At 62.6% G+C, this 13,623-nt stretch carries 18 protein-coding genes; 4 read left to right on the forward strand and 14 right to left on the reverse strand.

Features of this window, described 5'->3' with window-relative positions:
• Position 1: 1 nt before the first annotated feature.
• The gene (locus HNO51_RS03570) at positions 2–703 is read right to left on the reverse strand and encodes a DUF899 domain-containing protein (protein ID WP_209538500.1); all 702 of its coding nucleotides are present in this window, start codon (positions 701–703) and stop codon (positions 2–4) included.
• 200 nt (positions 704–903) lie between these two features.
• On the opposite strand from HNO51_RS03570, the gene HNO51_RS03575 reads away from it, so the two are divergent.
• Positions 904–1,803: an arylamine N-acetyltransferase family protein gene (locus tag HNO51_RS03575; RefSeq protein ID WP_209538501.1), complete on the forward strand. Its 900-nt coding sequence runs from the start codon at positions 904–906 to the stop codon at positions 1,801–1,803.
• A gap of 4 nt (positions 1,804–1,807) precedes the next feature.
• Here the strand turns inward: HNO51_RS03575 and HNO51_RS03580 are convergent, their stop codons facing one another.
• On the reverse strand, positions 1,808–2,131 hold the full coding sequence (locus HNO51_RS03580) for a hypothetical protein (RefSeq protein ID WP_197449663.1): 324 nt from the start codon (positions 2,129–2,131) through the stop codon (positions 1,808–1,810).
• Between the two features lie 160 nt (positions 2,132–2,291).
• Here HNO51_RS03580 and HNO51_RS03585 point away from each other — a divergent pair, with 160 nt between their 5' ends.
• Positions 2,292–3,191, forward strand: a complete 900-nt coding sequence (locus HNO51_RS03585; protein ID WP_209538502.1) for a LysR substrate-binding domain-containing protein — start codon at positions 2,292–2,294, stop codon at positions 3,189–3,191.
• 50 nt (positions 3,192–3,241) lie between these two features.
• Here HNO51_RS03585 and HNO51_RS03590 read toward each other — a convergent pair whose 3' ends face one another.
• From HNO51_RS03590 to HNO51_RS03610, 5 genes are all read right to left on the reverse strand, one after another.
• The gene (locus tag HNO51_RS03590; RefSeq protein WP_197449665.1) at positions 3,242–3,439 is read right to left on the reverse strand and encodes a hypothetical protein; all 198 of its coding nucleotides are present in this window, start codon (positions 3,437–3,439) and stop codon (positions 3,242–3,244) included.
• A gap of 165 nt (positions 3,440–3,604) precedes the next feature.
• The gene (locus HNO51_RS03595; protein WP_197449666.1) at positions 3,605–4,216 is read right to left on the reverse strand and encodes a cell wall hydrolase; all 612 of its coding nucleotides are present in this window, start codon (positions 4,214–4,216) and stop codon (positions 3,605–3,607) included.
• Between the two features lie 131 nt (positions 4,217–4,347).
• Positions 4,348–5,328, reverse strand: a complete 981-nt coding sequence (locus HNO51_RS03600) for an arsenic resistance protein (RefSeq protein ID WP_242597196.1) — start codon at positions 5,326–5,328, stop codon at positions 4,348–4,350.
• Entirely contained in the window at positions 5,325–6,389 is a 1,065-nt protein-coding gene (locus HNO51_RS03605; RefSeq protein WP_197449667.1) for a calcium/sodium antiporter, read from the reverse strand. The genes HNO51_RS03600 and HNO51_RS03605 overlap by 4 nt, the downstream gene beginning before the upstream one ends.
• A 72-nt stretch (positions 6,390–6,461) precedes the next feature.
• A complete protein-coding gene (locus HNO51_RS03610) occupies positions 6,462–7,205 on the reverse strand; it encodes a carbon-nitrogen hydrolase family protein (RefSeq protein ID WP_209538503.1) in 744 nt (247 codons plus the stop codon).
• A gap of 189 nt (positions 7,206–7,394) precedes the next feature.
• On the opposite strand from HNO51_RS03610, the gene HNO51_RS03615 reads away from it, so the two are divergent.
• Positions 7,395–7,781 carry a gamma-glutamylcyclotransferase family protein gene (locus tag HNO51_RS03615; protein WP_197449669.1) on the forward strand — a complete coding sequence of 129 codons (387 nt, stop codon included), beginning with the start codon at positions 7,395–7,397 and terminating at the stop codon, positions 7,779–7,781.
• A gap of 19 nt (positions 7,782–7,800) precedes the next feature.
• Here HNO51_RS03615 and HNO51_RS03620 read toward each other — a convergent pair whose 3' ends face one another.
• Together HNO51_RS03620 and HNO51_RS03625 are read right to left on the reverse strand one after the other, a co-directional pair.
• Entirely contained in the window at positions 7,801–8,469 is a 669-nt protein-coding gene (locus HNO51_RS03620; protein ID WP_209538504.1) for a dihydrofolate reductase family protein, read from the reverse strand.
• Positions 8,470–8,580: 111 nt separating this feature from the next.
• On the reverse strand, positions 8,581–9,093 hold the full coding sequence (locus HNO51_RS03625; protein ID WP_197449671.1) for an OsmC family protein: 513 nt from the start codon (positions 9,091–9,093) through the stop codon (positions 8,581–8,583).
• A gap of 165 nt (positions 9,094–9,258) precedes the next feature.
• On the opposite strand from HNO51_RS03625, the gene HNO51_RS03630 reads away from it, so the two are divergent.
• The gene (locus tag HNO51_RS03630; protein ID WP_209538505.1) at positions 9,259–9,999 is read left to right on the forward strand and encodes a dienelactone hydrolase family protein; all 741 of its coding nucleotides are present in this window, start codon (positions 9,259–9,261) and stop codon (positions 9,997–9,999) included.
• Between the two features lie 401 nt (positions 10,000–10,400).
• On the opposite strand, the gene HNO51_RS03635 is transcribed toward HNO51_RS03630, so the two are convergent.
• The 5 genes from HNO51_RS03635 to HNO51_RS03655 form a co-directional block, all read right to left on the reverse strand.
• Positions 10,401–10,649: a DUF2188 domain-containing protein gene (locus HNO51_RS03635; protein WP_209538506.1), complete on the reverse strand. Its 249-nt coding sequence runs from the start codon at positions 10,647–10,649 to the stop codon at positions 10,401–10,403.
• 103 nt (positions 10,650–10,752) lie between these two features.
• Positions 10,753–11,367, reverse strand: coding sequence for a hypothetical protein (locus HNO51_RS03640; RefSeq protein WP_209538507.1), 615 nt, complete (start codon positions 11,365–11,367; stop codon positions 10,753–10,755).
• A 116-nt stretch (positions 11,368–11,483) separates the two neighbouring features.
• Positions 11,484–12,500: a DUF2235 domain-containing protein gene (locus tag HNO51_RS03645; RefSeq protein ID WP_209538508.1), complete on the reverse strand. Its 1,017-nt coding sequence runs from the start codon at positions 12,498–12,500 to the stop codon at positions 11,484–11,486.
• A 148-nt stretch (positions 12,501–12,648) separates the two neighbouring features.
• On the reverse strand, positions 12,649–12,918 hold the full coding sequence (locus HNO51_RS03650; protein ID WP_197449675.1) for a hypothetical protein: 270 nt from the start codon (positions 12,916–12,918) through the stop codon (positions 12,649–12,651).
• A 193-nt stretch (positions 12,919–13,111) separates the two neighbouring features.
• On the reverse strand, positions 13,112–13,513 hold the full coding sequence (locus HNO51_RS03655) for a RidA family protein (RefSeq protein ID WP_111413095.1): 402 nt from the start codon (positions 13,511–13,513) through the stop codon (positions 13,112–13,114).
• Positions 13,514–13,623: the final 110 nt, after the last annotated feature.

A 13,623-nucleotide genomic window follows, 5' to 3' on the forward strand; every position in this document is an offset into this window, starting at 1 on the left:
GTCACGTCTCGTACTCGTCGTGGCGCCGGTTCCACACGTAGGGCGGCGTTTGCGGCCAGCCGGGGGGCGAGTCCTCCCAGGCTTCCTGGCGTCCGTAGGGCGTCAGGTCCAGGTAGGTCCATAGGCTGCCCAGGTACTCCACGCCGCGCTTGCCGCTGAAGTAGGTACGATACACCCGCTCGCCGTCGCGCAGAAAAACGCTGATACCATGCCGCTCGCCGCGGTCGGTGCCGGGGGCGTCGCAGTGGCAGCTCGTCACGCCCATGTCCTGGTTGAAACGGCTGTTCAGCGACGAATACCACGTCGGGTGCTGCCAGCCCATGCGCGCCTGGTAGCGTATGAGCTTCTCCCGTGGCGCCCGGGAGACCAGCACCAGGGTGGTATCGCGGGCGTTCAGATGGGCGGGGTGGGTCATGGCGTCCACCACCCAGGAACAGCCGTCGCAGCCGGCCTCCCAGTCGGGCCCGAACATGAAATGATAGACGATCAGCTGGCGGCGCCCCTCGAACAGGTCGAGCAGGGTGGCTTCCCCCTGCGGCCCGTCGAAGACGTAATCGGTACGCACCTCGGTCATCGGCAAGCGGCGCCGCGCGGCGTTGAGCCGGTCGCGCTCACGCGTATGGGCTTTTTCACGAGCGATCTGTTCCTCCAGAGCGCTGCGCCACTTCTCTTCGGAGACGATGGGGGGAAGCGGTGAGCTCATGGCACGACTCCTTCCGTTCTTGTATTGAGGCACTCGGCAGCTTGTCATCAAATAGGCGCCGTAGCCATGAACAGTCAACCTCCTGCTCAGATGGCCTGTGGCTATGGGAGCGATTGGGCTTTCTTGGCTTTACCTCAAGCAAGGTTGAGGCGTTAGCCTGCATGACAAAAGGTTGCCCTTCGAAGAAAAAGGAGAACGACATGCAGGCTGTATCGACCACCCAATCGCTCCACGAATCGGCCCGGTGGGAGACCCCGGCGCTCGATCTCGAGGCCTACCTGGCCCGCATCGACTATCGGGGGCCCCTCACGCCCAGTGTGGAGACTCTCAAGGCCCTGCAGCAGGCGCACCTCGCCGCGGTGCCGTTCGAGAACCTTGATGTCGTCACCGGCGGCGAGATCCGTATCGACCTGGAAAGCCTGCAGGACAAGCTGGTCCGGCGCCGGCGCGGCGGTTACTGCCATGAGCACAACACGCTGTTCGCCACGGTACTGGATCGGCTCGGCTTCGAGGTCGCGGGGCGCAACGCGAGAATGCTGATGGGAGAGGATGCCAGTGTCGTCACCCCGCTCGGTCATACGATGCTGGTGGTAACAGCGGAAGGCCGCGACTGGATGGTCGATGTCGGCGTCGGCAACGTCGGCCCGCGTGAGCCGATCCTGCTCGAAGTGAACAGCGAGGCGAGCCATGGCCCCTGGGAGTATCGCCTGGAGCGCTCGCCGCTGGGATACTGGCTGCTGCGTCATAAGCGCCTCGGTGAGTGGTTCAACATCTACCAGTTCAGTGACGAACTCACCTATCGCGCCGACTCCGCCGAATACAACTATCTGGCATCTCATCATCCCGCATCGCCCTTCGTGCGGCGAATCGTGGCTCAGCACAACGGCGCGGAGGTAAGGCTTGCGCTGACCGACCTCGAGCTGAAGACTTTCCGCCCGGGTGAGCCACCGGAGCTTCGGCGGATCGCTGCCGGCGAACTGCCCGGTGTGCTGCGCGAGCGCTTCGGCCTGGCATTGGCACCGCAGCAGGAGCGTCTCCTGCTGCGGCGCGCCGAGGCGCTCGCCGAGACCTCCTCCGAAGGCGAGCAGCTCGGTACCTGAGCGGTCAGCGCCGCTGTTTCGCCTTGCGCTTCGCCCGCCGCTGCTCCAGCGCCTGCTCGGCATCCTCCTTCAATGGCAGGCGCGAGGCCCACAGGATGTCGTCTCGGCTGTGGCCCATGTCCTCGAGCATATGGTCGTCGTAGGCCAGCAGATGCAGGAAGCGCTGGCGAAACCGCCGCCGGCGCCGGTACTCCTGCCACCTGGTTTCGAGTGCGTGGATCAGCCCCAGCGGGGGCATGGCCGGCATGAAGAAGTCCGGCTGGGGCGGTGGGGTGGGGCGTTTGTCGAACTCCGTGCGCGGCTGGCGTAGCGGCTCGTACTGGCTCATGTCGCACCTCCTGACGGGCAGCCGCCGTCGGGCGGTTGCCGTGAAGATTCACGTTGAAAGGAGGGTCGCGACCTCTTGAAGGAGAGCTTGGCTCGGCTTGATAGATCAATCCAGCGAAAAGGTCTACATTGTCCTTTAAGGAAAATTGAAGGATATAGACATGACGCAACCCGCCGCTCCCCCTGCCGACAACTGGCAGGCTTCGACACCGCTGCTCGATACCGACGTGCTGCGTACCTTCGTGGCGATCGCCGAATGCGGCAGTTTCACCCGGGCCGCCCGGCAGGTATTCCGCACCCCTTCGGCGCTCAGCATGCAGATCAAGCGGCTGGAGGAGACGCTCGGCCAGGCGCTGTTCATACGCGAAGCCCGCCAGGTGCGGTTGACCCCGGAGGGCGAGGTGCTGCTCGGCTACGGGCGGCGCCTGCTCAAGCTCAACGAAGAGGCGGTCACGCAGTTCCTGGCGCCCAGCGTATCGGGCCGGCTGGGCTTCGGTACCACCGACGACGTGGGCACGCGTATCCTGCCCGGTGTACTGGCGCAGTTCGCCCGCTCGCATCCGGCGGTTCAGGTCGACGTGGTGGTCGGCAGCAGCCGGGAGATGCTCGCCAGGCTGGATGCCGGCGAACTCGACCTGGTACTGGTCACGGCGGGCAATCCCGGCCAGGAAGCGCGCGGCGAGATCGTCCACAGCGAGCCGCTGGTATGGGTGGGGAGGGAAGGCGGCGTGGCCGCCCGGCGCTCGCCGCTACCGGTGGCGATGGCACACCAGGGCTGCGCTTGGCGCGGCATGGCGCTGGAGGCGCTGAATCGGGCCGGCATCACCTTTCGCATCGCCTATTCCTGCGAGCACTGCGCCGGCCAGGAAGCCGCCATGATTGCCGACCTGGCGGTCTCCCCCTTCCCGCAGAGCCTGGTCCGCCCGCCGCTGCGGCGTATCGACCCCGACCTGCTGCCGCCGCTGGGGGAATACCAGCTCACGCTGGTCAAGCGTCCTGGCGCCAGCCAGGCCTGCGAGACGCTGGTGGGGCATGTGACGGCGGCATTTCGCAGCTATTGAGCGAGAAGCGAGCCGGTAACCCGGGCCGCGGCGTCAGGGCGCTTGTACGATCAGGCGTGCTCGGTACGGAGACGGTTGAGCTGACGCTTGATCTCCGCCCGTTCCAGAATCAGCAGGTCGAGCAGTTCGTCCCGCTCTTGCCGGTTCAGGCCTTCGTCGCTCATCAAGCCATCGAGCAGTGCCTCGATATCGGCTTCATGCAGGGTATCGGAAACGGCGGCGGAGCGCGGGATCAGTGAAACGAACATGGGTGCGTACCTCCAAAGCATACTGGCCCTGACGGGCTACCTTATTGTCGTTTTACGAGTGAGTTCTGGTTCTTGTAACTTCCATGGTGGTTTCTCACGGCGCGCTGCGTCAAACCGAAATCGGCCATGAATCGCAACGCTTTGGGCATTCGGGCGAGAAAACCGTCACTCCGGGGTGCCATTGGGTCGGTAGAAGATGAAGGCCTCGGTCTCTGAGGTCAGCAGGTATTCGTTCGCCCACGGCGGATGAACGGTACGGTCGTGGAAGTAGAGCGCCCCGTCGGTATGGTCGGGAAGTTCCTGATTGAGAGCCTGGCGCGCGACATCCTTGGCCACCTCGTAGGCGTCGCCTTCCACCACCTCATCGGGCCGGCCGTCGCACCACCAGGAGAACTGACACGGGCTCTGCTCGGAGCCCTGCTTCACCACTTCACAGACGGTATTGGGAAACTCTTCGCTGGCCAGGCGGTTAATCACCACGTTGGCCACCGATTCCATGTCGAGGCCCGGCACTCCCTTCGCTTCCCAGTAGATGGTACGTGCCAGGCAGGTGATCGGCTCCTCCAGCGGGTCGGTGCCCTCGGGGTCGACGACCTCCACCTCCTGCTCGCTGAGCGGTTCCACCGGCTGGGTGACCTCTACATCGGGCGCTACCACCTGCTCCAGCACCTCGGCCTTGCGTTCGGCCTCGTCCGCCTGTGGCGCGGGGTTGATGACCGCCAGCGCGGCCATGGGCAAGGCAAGGAGGAACCAGCCGACGGAGCGAAAGGGAGACATGGCGAGAACCTTTGGTATCGTTATGGGGTGGTTCCATTGCGTAACGAAGCGGCACGCCGCGTAACGAGTATAGTTGTCCGGAACGGCTCGTGCGCGCGGCCATGGAGGCCCATGCCCCCTGCCGGCGCGGATCAGCGAGCCGAGGGGAAGAGTCCTCGCGGCACCCACCACAGGAACAGCGCCATGCCGATGAGCTCCACCAGCGACTGGAACACGATGGCCACCACGGCTGGCTCGTAGGAGGCGGGGAGCGCAAGGGCCAAGGGCAGCACGACGAAGGAGTTGCGCGTGCCCAGGCTGAAGGCCAGCACGCGCCCTTGCGCTGTGGGCAGCCTGAACACGCTGGTCAGCACACGAGCCAGCAGTGCCGCAGCAACCAGGAAACCGACAAAGGCCAGCAGCAGCCCGCCGAGAAGGGGTAACGAATCGGCAACGGCACCGACCTGGGTAGCGGCGATGCTGAACACCACCAGGCCCAGCAGCGGCACCGGCAGCCACCCCAGGCGCTCGATGCCGGCTTCACGCCTGGGCTGCCCCTGAGCCCAGGCTTCGGTCACGAAGGCCAGCAGCAATGGCAGCACGATCAGCCCGGCAAAGGCCAGCAGCAGTTCACGCTGTACCATGGCGAGACGCAGGTTCTCGTCCAGGAACAGCCAGAGATAGACGGGCAGCAGCGCGATTTGCAGCAAGAGGCTGACCGGAGCGAAGGCGATGGCGTGCTGCGTCCTGCCGCCGCCCAGGTGGGAAAAGGTGATGAACCAATCCGTGCAGGGCACCAGCAATACCAGCAGCATGCCCAAGCGGATAGCCGGCTCGTGGGCGAACAGGTTTGCCAGCCCCCAGGCTACCAAGGGTAGCAGCAGAAAATTGCCCACCACCGCGGCTGCCATGAAGCGTGTATCGCGCCATGCGCCGCGCAGCTGCGTCAGCGGCACCTGGGTGAAGGTGACGTAGAGCAACGCCCCCAATAGCGGCCACAGCAGCGACTCAAACGCGTCGACCCGGTTTGGCCAGGCGGCACCCAGCGCCAGGCCCATGGCGATGAATGCCAGGTAGACCAGGACCTGATACTTCTCGAGCGTCTGGCGAGTCAAAGCCGGCGGTCTTCTCATGCCCTCTTCGTTGTACGCCGCAGTTCGGGCACTGCCAGCACGGTGAGCGTCAGGCCGGTGATCGGCAGCACGAAGTAGAGCATCAGCGTGCTGAAGCCGGCCAGGGCGTCGTGCTGGGTGGCGGCCAGGATCAGGTAGGCGGTGTAGGCCACGTAGTAGCCCAGCAGCACGGCGCCCTCCCAGCGGTTGATGGCGCTGGCGGTGAAGCAGATCGGCAGGCAGGCGACGGCCACGGCGAGCATCACCGGAATGTCGAGGCTGAGCATGGCGTCGGTCACGGCAATGCCGGCGGGGGCGATCAGCCCGGCCAGGCCGAGCACGCCGAGCAGGTTGAAGATATTACTGCCGACCACGTTGCCCACGGCGATGTCGCGCTGACCGCGCAAGGCCGCGACGATCGACGTGACCACTTCGGGCAGCGACGTGCCGGCGGCAACCACGGTCAGGCCGATCACCTGTTCGCTGACGCCGAGCCAGGTGGCCAGCACCACTGCCGCATCGACGAATAGGCGCGAGCCGGCCACCAGCATGGCGAGCCCACCCGCGACGAACAGCACATCGATCCCCCAGTGGCTGCGCGCCGACTCGCTAACCTCCGTCTCGGCGGGCTCCGACTGACGCCGCCCCTGCCACAGCAGGAAGCCGGTATAGACGACCAGCCCCAGGAACAGCAGCCCGCCGTCCAACCGGCCGATGCTGCCATCCAGCGCCAGCAGCAGCATGAGCAGCGAGATACCGATCATCAGCGGAATATCCAGGCGGATCAGCTGTTGGGCCACCGCCAGCGGCACGATCAGCGCCGAGATGCCCAGGATGAACAGCACGTTGAAGATGTTGCTGCCCACCACGTTGCCGATGGCGATGCCCGCCTGGTCATCCAGGGCCGCCTTGATACTGACGACGAGTTCCGGGGCGCTGGTGCCGAAGGCCACCACGGTAAGCCCGATGATCAAGGGGGAAATGCCCACTTGCAGGGCCAGGCGAGAGGCGCCCCGAACGAGGCCCTCCGCGCCCGCGATCAGCAGTACCAGGCCGAGAGCCAAAAGCAGCAGCGTCACCATTCGTGAGCTCCTTGTCTTGTCGCAGTGGAGCGCCCGGCCCCGGTGGGCCGGCGCAAGGAATCGAGGAGGATGCTAGGCCGCCGGCGCGGCCAGCATGAGCATGCGGCTGGCGAGTGTCGCGGTATCCAGCAGCAGCATGGCTTCTTGCTGGCCATCGAGCGTAGCGACCTGCTTGCCCCTGTCGATCCAGGCCGCCGAGCGGCCGCCGCCGGTCTCTCCGTCGCAGGGGCCGATGCAGTTGGCCATCAGGATCGTCATGGCGTGCTCGCGGGCGAAGGTGGCGTAGTAGGCATAGGCCTCGTCCATGCGCGGCGAGAGCTTTGCCACGCTGGCGAGGTACACGTCCGCGCCAAGGCTTGCCGCCGTGGCGACATGATCGGGCTGCAGCGATTCATAGCAGATCGCCAGGGCCAGGCGGTGTTCGCGGGTTTCGATCAGCATCGGCCGCTCGCCGGCCGAGAAGTAGGGCAGCTCGTCGTCGTGCAGCCGCTGCTTGGCATAGGCCTGGCGGCCCAGGTGGGGCTGGAACACTACCATACCGATCTGCGGCTTGGTCGAGGTGACCAGCGGCAGCCCGGCGGCGATGATGATCCCATGGCTGTCGCTCAGTCGCTGAAATGCATCCAGCCGCGGATCCTCAACGTGGGTGGCCAACGCCCTGGCCAGCGAGGGCTCGTAGCCGGTCAGCGAGAGTTCGGGAAAAAAGATCAGCTCGGCATCGTGCGCTGCTGCCCGCTCGACGAATTCGACATGACGCTCCAGGTTGGCCTCGATATCGCCCGTCACGCAGGCGTACTGCACGGCACAAAGCTTCATCGGCTCGCTCCCTCTGGCCCGGCTCTCAGCTAAGCGTACTCCATTTTGCCGTTGGAAAAATGACCGTTTATCGTCGATGACGGCATGTCGGCCGGCAGATGGCCAGCCGGGTCGTTGTGGCTTCTTCGTCGTGAAAAAACGCTGGGTTAGACTGCAAGCAGAGATCGTTGCAGCAAGGAGTCAAGCTGGATGTTTGCACCTGCGTACTCCATTTCCCGCACGCCGCTGGTGGCCGTCTACGGCACCCTGAAGCGTGGGCTGCGCAACCACCACTGGCTGGAAGGGGCCGACTTCGTGGGCAGCGACCGGCTGACCAGCGCCACCCTCTACGATCTCGGCCCCTTCCCCGGGGCCAAGCCCGAACCCTCGCGCGGGGTCGAGGTGGAGATATACCGCATCGATGCCAACCTGCTTACCGAACTGGACAGGCTCGAGGACTTCCGCCCGCGCCAGCCGCACGCCGGGCTCTACCACCGTGCCATTCACGCCACCACCTTCGGCCCCGCCTGGCTCTATCTCTACAATCCCGAGGTTGCCGGCCGTACGGCGATCCGGCAGGGCGGGTGGTGGCCATAACTTAACGTAGTTAACCTACCTAGCCCTCCCGCTGCATCTTCTCGCGCCGTGCCACTTCCGCCGCCGTGGGTGGGTCCATGGCAAAGTCGCCGGTCTTCACCGCGCCGTCGCGTTCATAACTCGCGATCACGATGCCATTGGGCGACACCCGATTGGCGACGAGCTTGAATGCCGCCGCCTGGGCGCCGTCGTCAAACAGCTTCTTGCCTTGCCCCAGCACCACGGGGCAGATGAACAGCTTGAGTTCATCGACGAGATCGTGCGCAAGCAGCGTGTGGACCAGCTCGGTGCTGCCCTGGGTAACCAGCGCCGGCCCATCTTCCTGCTTCAGCCTGGCAACATCGGCCGCCGCGTCGCGCAGCGCTACCGAGTCTTTCCAGGTCAACTCCAGGCCCTTTCGGGTCGCCACGTACTTCTTGATCGAGTTGAAGGTCTTGGCGATGGAGTCGTCCGGCCCTTCCTCGGCGTAGGGCCAGTGCGCAGCGAAGATTTCATACGTCTTGCGCCCGAGCAGCAGGTCGAACGGCTGACCGAACAGCTTGTCGATCTCCTCACCGAATACCTCGTCCACCAACGGCGCGACCCAGCCGCCATGGCGGAAACCTCCGGTCGGGTCTTCCTGCGGCCCGCCGGGCGCCTGCATGACGCCGTCCAGGGAAACCATGCCGCCAACGATCACTTTACGCATCTGCTCATCCTCGTGGTTTGCAAGTTCAGCCAGTATTCGAACGAGCTACGTAGGAATCGACAGGCTTGCGATGAACGGCGGCGACGGCTTGTTGAGTGTGAGGTATAACGCTCAGTCCGTTGCGCGTTTGCGAGCAACCGACAGCGCCGGGGGATGTGCCAGCGTTTGGTAGACAACGCAGTACCGCTCCGTCAAACGCAGGAGAGTGTCGAGCTGCTCTTCCGAGGCATCGGTGTCGAGGGTGACCTGCAGCCGAATGCTCTGGAAGCCCACGGGCACTTCCTTTGCCACGCCAAGCGTTCCACGAAAATCGAGATCGCCTTCCGCCTGGAGCGAAGCATCTCGCAACTCGATGCCGAGCGAGGTGGCGACGGCGTTCAGCGTCACCCCGGCGCAGGCCACCAACGCTTCGAGCAGCATGTCGCCCGAACACGCGCTCTGACCGCTCCCGCCCGTGGCGGGATGCAGCCCGGCCTCGACGAGCGCCTTGCCCGTCTCGATCTTGCAGCTCACACCTTCACCGAGACGCCCTTGCGCGCGCAGAGTGATCAGTGCGGCATCCGGTACCTCGCGATAACGCTCCTTCAGAGGCGTCTGGACGGAGCGCAACTCTTCAGCCTTCATGACACTCTCCTCATGCTCGTTTTGGCGGCACGGCAGCCGTCGATGCCAGCTGTCTCAAACACCTCAATCAAAATAGGCTAAGGTACTCGAGCCGGCCAAAGGCGGATCTTTGGCACATTCGTCCCTGACAAAATCCCATTGCCATCGACCAACCCGGAGCCCGCTATGTCTCGCGCTATCGAAATCCCTGCCGCCGACGGCACCATCGACGCTCAAGTCTTCACGCCCGGGAACGCCGACCGTCCTCTTCCGGCCGTGGTGCTGTTCACCGATATCGGCGGCCTGCGCCCCTGCTATCACGAGAAGGCCCAGCAACTCGCGGACAACGGCTATGCCGTGTTGATGCCCAACATCTACTATCGCGATGTACGCGGCCCCGTCGTGCCGGAAGGCAAATCCTTCCGCGACCCGGACGTGCGACCGATATTGTTCGGGTATGCCGGCCGCCTCACACCCGAGGCGCTATCCCGCGACTTCACCGCGCTGCTGACATGCATCGACAGCGAGGCCGAGTTCGCCGACGGCAAGCTAGGCGTAGTGGGCTACTGCATGACCGGCGCCTTCGCGCTGCGCATGGCGGCCGAGCACCCCGAGCGCGTCGCCGCCGCGGCCGGCTTCCACTCGGCCAACTTGGCCAAGGCCGACGACCCGAACAGCCTCGTGCACGTGGTCTGCACCATCGGGGGGCGCGTCTATCTCGGCCACGCCGACAATGACGAGCTGCTACCCCCCGACCAGATCGCCCGCCTGGACGAAGCCCTGGCCAAGGCCGGCGTGCACTTCACCACCGAACTCTACAAGGGCGCCGCCCACGGCTTCACCGCCAAGGACGCCCCGAGCTATGACGCGACCGCCGATGCGCTGCATCACAAGCGGTTGGCGTTGTTGTTGGAGGAGGTGTTGTAGAGGGCGGTCCCGTTTGATCGGTGGCCCTGTGGGGTGGGCTACGGCATGGAGATGTCAGAATATAGCTTTCCCTATTCGCTCGGTCATGAGCAGCAGCTCAGTCGAAGCTGGCATTATGTTACCCATCACCGGAGCAAAAAATGGCGCAGCGCAACAATTTTTGCTCCGGTGATGAATTGAAATGCTTTACCGATTGTGACATGCGCGGGAACAGGTAAAGCATCCATCTACTTCTCGATACATCATGCGAGCTTTTGCAATAGCCTCAGCGCACGTGGAGAAATATCCCAGGTATGTTCTATTAATAGGGAAGTAAGTGCAACCTTCCTTATGTACCTCATGCTCACCTGTTAGTTGCGCACGGTCATTAACATAGTAGTGGTTCATTTTTATCACCTTTCTCAGTGTTCTTTGTCTCTTGGAGGGTTGGGGTCCTTGCCAGGGGGAATGGTATCCTTGCTGCGAATCTTTCCATCGCGTCCCTTAGTGGTAAGCTCACCGCCGCCAGATTTCTTTAACATTTCTCGAGCCGATTTTTCAGCTTCCTTCTGTGTACGATGTACGCTACCAGCTCGGTCTGCGTCATTTCTCTTATTCTCCCAACTTCCATCAGGACGTCGAGACACCGTTCTATCTCTACCTTTGCTCATGCGTACCTCCTCTTATAATGTAGCTTCAGTGTAACCGGGCGGCATAGGAATCTCAGCGTAAAATTGGTCAGATGGAATCTGATGTTAAAGTTTTGGCAGCTTTTTAAGTGGGGATGTCATCCTCCTTCTTTTCGCGCTGCATGGTGGCTAGCTTAAGGTTGTTGTTTATAGCACGAAGCTCGTTTCTAATTTCCTGTATAGTTGTTTTGTTCGGTCCCTTGAGAGCATCGACTATCGCTTGGTGAGCACTTGTTCGCGTCGGCATGCCTTTAAGGTGACTAATTGAAAGAATAAATGAATCGCTGGCTTTACGCAGTATGCCGAATGGGTTGCGAAATTTATACGAAGCTTTGACCTCCAGTCCTACCCCAAGCTTGCTTTCTAGGCCGGAATACTGACCACCATTGAATACGTAGCGCTGCCCAGCCGATACGGCAGGAAAGCCATGCTCTGGAATGAAAAAACCATCCTTTTGCGGCTTCTCGATACCAAACCAATTGATTGGTAAAGGCTCTGAGAATGTCACCTCTATAGCGCTGCCGCCACCAATGTTCTCTACAACAAGATCAATGAGGGAAGGTATGTCGGGGTTTGGCTGGTAATAAATCAAGAGCTGAGGTTGTGAACCTCTGAGGACAGCTAAGTAAGCGATCCATACAGCAAGGAGAGTTGCGAGCGGGCTCACTATGTACGCAATAATCTGGGCTAGCAGTGACACGATACCTCCCGAATATGTATTGACGCTTGGCAGAGATTAGTCAGTACACATTGTATGAACACTCTTATGGCATTATCTTGCATGCCCACTTCGGGCCAAAAGCCGCTAACCACCCCTCATCCCACCAACTCCACCCGGTCCCAATCCCCACCCACCGAGTCGAGCAGTTGGCTCAGTGCCGGGCTTTGGTAGGTCACGTGCGGATCTTCCCAGCGCAGGCGTACGCTCTGGTGCAGGCAGGGTTCGGGGGTGCGGTGCTGCGAGCGGCGCATGATCTTGTAGAAGCCCTTGTACTCGTCGTGCTGCCTGCCGCTGTGGCGCGGGTTCATCGAGGTGAGGAAGTGCGGTTCGAAAGTGAGGCCGAAGCGTTCGGTCTCGGTGGCCATCCATTGTCCGGCGTAGTCGCCGAGTTCGCGCTGTGGATAGCCGCCGCCGATATCGGTATGCACGCCGGCGAACCACACCTGCTTGAGATCGATGCCGGGCTTGGCCGACCACAGCGTGGGTTCGAAATCCTGGCGGTTCTCGTCGATGGAAACGGCATGGCGGGCGTGGCGGATGATGCTGCTGGGTTCGGTGTCGTGGAACAGGTAGCGCTCAGTGCCCAGGGTGCCGAGGAACGGGGCGGGAATGCCGAGTGCGCCGACGGTATCCCACACGCCGATGAATTCGATCTCGGTTCTATCCGCCACGGCGTAGGCTCGGCGAAAGTTGGCGGCTCTGTCGCCATTCGGGGCCGAGCTTCGGGAGCGTTGACGGTAGAGTACGTAGGCTTCCGGGATGCGGTCAGCGTAAAGGCGCAGCAGGATGCCGCAGTTACGAATGAGCCCGGCGAGGGAGCGCACGGTATAGGCGCCACGGCTGAAACCGAACAGGAAGAGCTGATCGCCGGGCTCGTAGTTGTGAACGATGAAGCGATAGCAATCGGTGATGTTCTTGTCGATACCGGCGCCGGTGGCACCGCCACGAATGCTGTCTCCCTCGGTGCCAACGCCCCAGTCGTAATAGACGACCTGCTTGGTGCCGGCTTGACAACAGGGGGCGATGCCGCGGGCCAGGCGCAGCACATGCGTGGGTTCGTCACTCTCGGGGCACTGCCAAGTGCCGTCCGCGCAGATGACGATGCGCTTCATCCCACTCCCTCCCCGCGTGCTTTTTTACTAAACGTAAACACATTGTTTCGGGTGTGCCACGCCAGTACGCCTAAAGATGACTCTAGTCAGCGCAATTGAGGATATGGCTTACGCTTTGTAGTAAATCGCTTACAACGTTGGATGAAGATCACTCGTCATACGAGTCATCTGTGCGCGGTGCATCAGGTAGCTGCGCATCCAGCGATTGGCGGTACTTGATGCAGCCTTTCATGAATTCCGGCCATTCCGGTACCACGGGGACCGGGTCGGTCTTGTCGGGCAGTAATGCCCACAGGGCCGGGTGATGCCAGCAGAGGTCGTGCCCGCTGCAGTCCCGGTGTTCGCGGATTCCCTGGCGGAGCCGTTTGGCTTCTTCGATCAGTTCCTCTCGTGTCATCCGTTCGAGGTCTTCGTCCATGGGAGCCTCCATAGGGTTTTCCGATCGCTCACAGTCCCATTCGGCGAGCGGGGTTTACCCTGATCGGTCAGGCACTGCCTGCCGTGAGTGATGCCGCTCGCTGCAGTATTGGTTAGCGTGCCGAGGCCTGCAATCGATGAAAGCGCACCGCCCCCGTTCCGGCAGCGGTGCGTTCCTGGTGGGAGGCGTGGCGTTACGCCGCTGGCGCGGGAATCCGTGCGATCACCTTGATTTCAAAGTCGAAGCCCGCCAGCCAGTTGACGCCGACGGCGGTCCAGTTGGGGTAGGGCGGTTGGCCGATTTCCTTGGTGCGAACCCTGTCGATCGCTTCCCACTGGGCGGCGGGATCGGTGTGGAAGGTGGTCACGTCGACGATGTCGTCGAAGGTGCAACCGGCGGCTTCGAGAACGGCCGAGAGGTTGTCGAAGGCAAGCTGCACCTGGTTTTCGAAATCCGGCTCGGGGGAGCCATCCTCACGGCTGCCGACCTGGCCCGAGACGAACAGGAAGTCGCCCGAGCGGATGGCCGCCGAATAGCGGTTGATCTCGTAGAGTGCCTGCCGTCCGGCAGGAAAGACTGCATCGCGTTTAGCCATCGTGCTGCTCCGGTGGGTAAAATTGATATACGGGCCGTATGTGATTATGCTGGCACATACGCGGCGTATGTCAATACGCATACGGCGCGTATGTGAAAAACTTTTGCAAG

The organism is Billgrantia sulfidoxydans (genome assembly GCF_017868775.1).
In the GTDB taxonomy this organism is placed as follows: Bacteria; Pseudomonadota; Gammaproteobacteria; order Pseudomonadales; family Halomonadaceae; genus Halomonas; species Halomonas sulfidoxydans.